The organism is Alteromonas sp. AMM-1, assembly GCF_047290655.1.
GTDB lineage: Bacteria > Pseudomonadota > Gammaproteobacteria > Enterobacterales > Alteromonadaceae > Alteromonas > Alteromonas mangrovi.
Genome location: NZ_JBLBUE010000191.1, coordinates 1 through 6054 on the forward strand (window position 1 = coordinate 1; position 6054 = coordinate 6054).

The 6054-nt window shown below is 48.1% G+C and carries 7 protein-coding genes; all 7 read left to right on the forward strand.

Annotated features, from left to right (window positions below; translation table 11 throughout):
* A partial coding sequence (locus tag ACLR2L_RS18055) for an NAD-dependent epimerase/dehydratase family protein (RefSeq protein ID WP_413370151.1) occupies positions 1–775 on the forward strand: 775 nt, incomplete at its 5' end.
* On the forward strand, positions 775–1338 hold the full coding sequence (locus ACLR2L_RS18060; RefSeq protein WP_413370153.1) for an SIS domain-containing protein: 564 nt from the start codon (positions 775–777) through the stop codon (positions 1336–1338). The genes ACLR2L_RS18055 and ACLR2L_RS18060, both read left to right, overlap by 1 nt.
* Complete coding sequence (locus ACLR2L_RS18065; RefSeq protein ID WP_413370155.1) at positions 1335–2324, forward strand: GDP-mannose 4,6-dehydratase; 990 nt, start codon at positions 1335–1337, stop codon at positions 2322–2324. Before ACLR2L_RS18060 ends, ACLR2L_RS18065 begins: the two co-directional genes overlap by 4 nt.
* A gap of 12 nt (positions 2325–2336) precedes the next feature.
* Positions 2337–2990 carry a class I SAM-dependent methyltransferase gene (locus ACLR2L_RS18070; protein WP_413370157.1) on the forward strand — a complete coding sequence of 218 codons (654 nt, stop codon included), beginning with the start codon at positions 2337–2339 and terminating at the stop codon, positions 2988–2990.
* Entirely contained in the window at positions 2987–3946 is a 960-nt protein-coding gene (locus tag ACLR2L_RS18075) for a thiamine pyrophosphate-dependent dehydrogenase E1 component subunit alpha (RefSeq protein WP_413370159.1), read from the forward strand. Before ACLR2L_RS18070 ends, ACLR2L_RS18075 begins: the two co-directional genes overlap by 4 nt.
* Positions 3936–5012: an alpha-ketoacid dehydrogenase subunit beta gene (locus ACLR2L_RS18080; protein ID WP_413370161.1), complete on the forward strand. Its 1077-nt coding sequence runs from the start codon at positions 3936–3938 to the stop codon at positions 5010–5012. The genes ACLR2L_RS18075 and ACLR2L_RS18080 overlap by 11 nt, the downstream gene beginning before the upstream one ends.
* 80 nt (positions 5013–5092) lie before the next feature.
* Positions 5093–5977, forward strand: coding sequence for an acetaldehyde dehydrogenase (acetylating) (locus ACLR2L_RS18085; protein WP_140956125.1), 885 nt, complete (start codon positions 5093–5095; stop codon positions 5975–5977).
* The last annotated feature ends 77 nt before the right edge of the window (positions 5978–6054 follow it).

Here is a 6054-nt window from a genome sequence, read left to right on the forward strand (position 1 = left end):
CACGGCCAATATCAATTTGTCTGGCATCGATGCCATTATACACCTGGCCTCTGTAGCCAATGACCCCTGTGGTGACTTAGACCCCAAATTAACCTGGGAAGTCAGTGCCCTGGCCACCATGCAACTGGCTGACAGAGCAGCCCGGGAAGGTATCAAACACTTTATCTATGCGTCATCGGGCAGTGTGTATGGCGTAAAAGACGAAGATCAGGTTACCGAAGATTTAACGCTGGAGCCTATTTCGGAATACAACAAAACTAAGATGGTGTCGGAGCGCGTGTTGCTTAGCTATGCTGACGCCATGACCGTACAAATTGTGCGCCCAGCAACGGTGTGTGGGTTGTCTCCGCGCATGCGATTAGATGTAGCGGTGAACATGCTTACCATGCAGGCTCTGATGAATGGCGAGATCACCGTATTTGGTGGTGACCAGGCCAGGCCCAATATTCACATTGATGATATTACCGACCTTTATATTTTCCTGCTTGAGCATCCGGAAGTCACGGGTGTGTACAACGCCGGTTTTGAAAATATCACCATAATGGATATCGCTGATCGTATCGGCAAGAGTATCGATACTCAGATTACCGTAACACCCTCTAATGATCCGCGCTCTTATCGAGTGAATTCAGACAAACTACTGGCAACCGGTTTTGCTCCCAAGAAGACAGTACAGGATGCCATTGACGAAATTACCGCAGCATACCATTCAGGCGCATTAACCAACGAAGACCGTTGGTACAATCTGAAATGGATGCAGCAGGAAGTGCTGTAATGAAAGCGTTAATTGAACGGTATCAGTTGCGCCTTTCTGAGCAGGTGGCTGCACTGAATGTTGACGCTATCAGCCAGCTTGGCGACGCCCTGTTAGCCTGTATTGCCAGTAACAAGCAGGTTTTTATTTGTGGTAACGGCGGCAGTGCCGGTAATGCCGTGCATCTGGCCAATGATTTTCTTTACGGTATTTGCCCAAGTGGTGAGCGAGCACTGAAAGTGGAAGCGTTATCCGCCAACACGTCGGTGCTTACCTGTCTGGGTAATGATTTAGGCTACGACAAGATTTATTCTCATCAGCTGGTGGTAAAAGCCTCGGCGGGGGATGTGCTTATTGTACTGTCCGGTAGCGGCAATTCACCAAACATTGTTAAAGCACTTGAAGTGGCCAAAGAGATTGGTATGACGTCATTTGCCTTGCTTGGCTACAGCGGCGGCAAGGCGTTAACACTGGCTGATTGCGCTATTCACAATGCAGTGGACGATATGCAGGTCGCCGAAGATCTGCAACTGATTGTCGGGCATATGCTGATGCAATACTTGCATGAGGAACTGGCGAAATGACTGACACCATCGCCGTTTTAGGCAGTAATTCCTTTTCTGGTGCAAGTTATGCCAAATATTTGTTAGCGCAGGGAAAAAGGGTCATTGCAATCAGTCGTTCAGAAGAACCTGTTGATGCACTTTTGCCCTATAAGTGGGTTGATCACAGTAATCTGACATTCCATCAACTGGATTTAAATAAAGACCTCGATGCTATCGAAGCGCTACTCGATAAATACAAAGTGCCTACGGTGGTGAATTTTGCTGCACAGAGCATGGTTGGTCAGTCCTGGGACTGGCCAGAACACTGGTTTATGACCAACGCAGTCTCAACCATCAAGTTTCACAATCGTTTGCGCCACAAAGATTACCTGGACCGTTACGTACATATTTCCACGCCAGAAGTCTATGGTTCTATGTCGGGATTTGTTGCCGAGCACGATCATTATCGTCCCAGTACCCCTTATGCGGTATCCCGCGCTGCAGCTGATTTGAGTTTGCAAACCTTTTTTGACGTCCACCAGTTTCCGGTGGTATCGACCCGTGCGGCCAATGTGTACGGGCCAGGCCAGCAGCTCTATCGAATCATTCCCAAAACCATCATGAGTATTTTATTGGGGCAAACACTGCCGTTGCACGGCGGTGGTCATTCAGAGCGCTCATTTATTCATATCGACGACGTATCGTCTGCTACACAGCGCATTTGCGAGCAGGGTACGCTGGGTGAGAGTTATCACATCTCTACGGAGCGGACAGTCACTATTCGTGCTCTGGTTGAAATGATATGTGACCTGATGCACGTTGATATCCACAACGTGTGCGAAATCACAGAAGACCGTCCGGGCAAAGATACCGCGTATTTACTGGACGCGACTAAATTAAGAACACAGTTGGGCTGGTGTGACCAAATTAGTTTAGAGAGTGGTATTGAGCAAACGTTGAACTGGGTAAACACTCACTTTGACGTATTAAAGCATCAACCGCTTTCCTACGAACACAAAGAATAGGAAATCAGTTACATGGAAATCGACCTGCTAAAAAATTATCCTAAAACCAAGCGCAATACGCAGGCCCGAAGCGAAGAAAAAACACCAGAAGTTCGCGCCATTGCCCGCCAGTTTGGTGCCGAATTTTTCGATGGCGATCGCCAGTATGGCTATGGCGGATTTAGCTACAATGCCCGGTTTTGGCAACCGGTTATCCCTGATCTTCAGGCTCAATACGGCTTAAGTGCTGAAAGTGCTGTACTGGACGTAGGCTGTGCCAAAGGGTTTTTTCTTTACGATCTGGAACAAATTATTCCAGGCATCACTGGCAAGGGTATTGATATATCCGACTACGCCATTGCCAATGCAAAACCCGAAGTGGCGGCAAACATGCAGGTGGGTTGTGCGACTGACTTACCTTTCGACGATGCCAGCTTTGATTTGGTGATGAGTGTTAATACCGTGCACAACCTCGAAAGAGAAGAGTGCGGGAAGGCCCTGCAGGAAATTATGCGCGTATCGCGTGGAAACGCCTTCATTACCGTTGATGCTTATCGCAATGCTGAAGAAGAAGCGCGTATGTACGAATGGAACCTCACCGCTAAAACGATTATGCACGTTGATGAGTGGAAAGCCTTTTTTAACGAAGTCGGCTACACCGGCGATTACTTCTGGTTTATCCCATGAGTGCATTACTCAAGCACTATCAGCAGGTATTGCGTATTCGGCGAATCGAAGAGGCGATTGCGGCCAGATATGGTGAACAACAAATGCGTTGTCCTACCCATTTGTCTATAGGACAAGAAGCCGTTGCAGTGGGGATATCCGCTAACCTGACGACTACAGACAAAGTGTACAGTTCTCATCGCGCTCATGCGCATTACCTCGCTAAAGGTGGGTCACTCGAGCGACTCATTGCTGAATTGTATGGCAAGGAAACAGGGTGCACGGGGGGCCGTGGTGGCTCTATGCACCTAAGTGACTTAGCAGCTGGCTTTGTAGCAAGTACCGCAATCGTGGGGAACAGTATTCCTCTGGCAGTGGGAAACGCGTTGCATCAGCAGGTCCAGCGCCTTAATGAAGTGTCGGTAAGTTACTTTGGAGAAGGGGCTACTGAAGAAGGCGCGTTTTACGAATCTGCAAATTTCGCAGCATTGCGGAAACTGCCAGTGCTGTTTGTATGTGAAAATAATCGCTACTCCGTGTATAGCCCTATGTCTGTCAGACAACCCCCAAACCGTTCTATTGTTGAATTAGCAAAGGCAATCGGGTTGAACGCCGTTGATGTCGACGGCAATGATGTCGAGCAAGTGGCGTCGGTGAGTGGACCGTTAATTGACAGCATTCGCGCCGGAAACGGCCCTGCACTAATCGAATGTCATACCTACAGGCACCGCGAACATTGTGGCCCCAACTTCGATGATGATTTAGGTTACCGTCCCGAGGAAGAGGTAGAACAATGGTTAGCGCGGGATCCGGTTAAAGCGTTAGCCGATGCATTGTCTGCGCAAGGGCTTTCACAAGCAGACTTTGCCGACGTGGAAAGCCAAATACAGCGCGAGATTGATAGTGCTTTCGATAGCGCGTTGGCGGCGCCGTTTCCCGATCCAGCTAATAACGGGAAGTATGTTTATGCAGAATAAGGCAATGACGACCTTTGCTGAGCAGGTCAATCTCGCTCAGCATGAAGCCATGAAGGCCGACCCGGGAATGTTGGCTTTTGGATTAGGCCTCACCGATCCAAAAGGGATTTTCGGCACAACTTCCGGTTTGGGTGAAGCCTTTGGTGAACAGCGGGCATTTGATATGCCTACTGCCGAAAATGGTATGACGGGTGTCGCAGTTGGCGCTGCGTTAGCTGGCAGCAGAGTGTTGATGACCCACCAGCGCCTGGATTTCTTTTTACTGGCCATGGATCAGTTGGTAAACAACGCGGCAAAATGGCATTACATGTTCAACGGACAAATGAAAGTCCCTTTGACTATCAGGCTGATTATTGGCCGCGGCTGGGGGCAGGGGCCCACCCATGCGCAGAATTTACAGTCGTGGTTTGCGCATATTCCTGGCTTGAAAGTGATCGTTCCCAGTACAACGGATGCAGTAGCTAATCAGCTGTATTCTGCAATTATGGATGACAGTCCGGTGATCTTTATCGAGCATCGCTGGTTACATCAGCAGCAGTGCGAGCAGGGAAGGATTGGTGATATTACAGCAAAGCCACAGTCAGTAAGGATTCACAGAACGGGAACTGATTTTACCATAGTGGCGAATAGCTACATGGTACTTGAGGCGTTGGTAGCAGCGAAACAGCTGTCAGCGCTCGGAGTTGAGACCGACGTGGTTGAAACTTCTGAGCTAGAACCTGCAACCTGGCAGCCGGTTTACGATCCAGTATCAAAAACCGGACGTGTCATTATTTGTGACAGTGCACATACGTCGTTTTCTGTTGCTTCCGAAATAATGTGCAGTGTAACAGAGAAATGCTTTGGCTCACTAAAACAGGTACCAATCAGAATGGGCTTACCGGACTACCCGGAACCCACCAGTATTGCGCTGACTAAACATTTTTACCCGACAGCCGATAGCATTACAAAGATGGTAATGTCGTCATTACAGCGTGAAATACCAAAGAGTGTTTATCAGAATATTGGAAATGACCGGACCAGACCACATGACGTGCCTGGTGAGTGGTTTAAAGGGCCTTTTTAGTTAAGCACAGATAACGATATGTTTTACTATACAAGCACAGGTAGTGTTTGAGTTGGGCCTTACAAAACAGCGATAGAAATATGAATATAGCAATTATAGGTTCAGGAAACATTGGCACCGATTTGCTTCTCAAAGTACTCAGGACTGATGGGATGCATTGCAAACTATTTGCCGGCAGAAGAAAAGACAGCCCGGGTTTGGCTATTGCTTCAAAGCACGGAATCACTGTATCCACGGATGGCATCAACGGTGTGCTAAAAATACTTAATACACTGGATGTAGTATTCGATTGTACAGGTGCTGACGCACATCGCTCTCATTGGGAATCCCTTAAGAAATCCCATGTCAAAGTGGTTGACCTGACACCGTCGAACATCGGCATTCCAATTATTCCCTCTGTTAACCTGCAAGACGTGCATTGTGCTCAAAATTTAAGTTTAGTGACGTGCGGTGGACAGGGAGCTATTCCTATTGCTTACGCTCTGAAACAGGCTATTCCTGATCTGGATTATTTTGAAGTGGTAAATACCATTGCTTCAAAAAGCGCAGGGCCTGCTACTCGAGACAATCTTGATGACTATATCACCACCACTGAGTCTGTACTGAAGCGGTTAACCGGGGTGAAAGACGCGAAAGCCATATTGATTTTGAATCCGGCGGAGCCGTGTATCAACATGAAATCAACGGTATTTGCCTCCTCGCGTAACGCGTTCAGTGAACACGATAAAGAAAAAATCACCCGTTCTGTCAATGAGCTGGCTGCGTCTGTAAGCCAGTATGTGCCTGGTTATCGAATCACGATGCAGCCGGTTTATGACGGGAAGAACTTGATGGTGAGTATTGAGGTGCTAGGGATTGGTGACTACTTGCCTCGATACGCCGGAAATCTGGATATTATTACGGCTGCAGCCATTGCTGTTGCTCAATCTACGAATCAAGTCGTTAAGCGAGCTGCCAATGCCTAGTCAACAGATTACCATTCTTGACCCATCGTTAAGAGACGGCAGTCACGCTATCGGACACTCACTGACACCAGAAAGTG

Bases quoted from the DNA above. Each gene is read 5' to 3' on its own strand.
- ACLR2L_RS18065 (WP_413370155.1), top strand. From the start codon at position 1,335: ATGACTGACACCATCGCCGTTTTAGGCAGTAATTCCTTTTCTGGTGCA.
- ACLR2L_RS18070 (WP_413370157.1), top strand. From the start codon at position 2,337: ATGGAAATCGACCTGCTAAAAAATTATCCTAAAACCAAGCGCAATACG.
- ACLR2L_RS18075 (WP_413370159.1), top strand. From the start codon at position 2,987: ATGAGTGCATTACTCAAGCACTATCAGCAGGTATTGCGTATTCGGCGA.
- ACLR2L_RS18060 (WP_413370153.1), top strand. From the start codon at position 775: ATGAAAGCGTTAATTGAACGGTATCAGTTGCGCCTTTCTGAGCAGGTG.
- ACLR2L_RS18085 (WP_140956125.1), top strand. From the start codon at position 5,093: ATGAATATAGCAATTATAGGTTCAGGAAACATTGGCACCGATTTGCTT.
- ACLR2L_RS18080 (WP_413370161.1), top strand. From the start codon at position 3,936: ATGCAGAATAAGGCAATGACGACCTTTGCTGAGCAGGTCAATCTCGCT.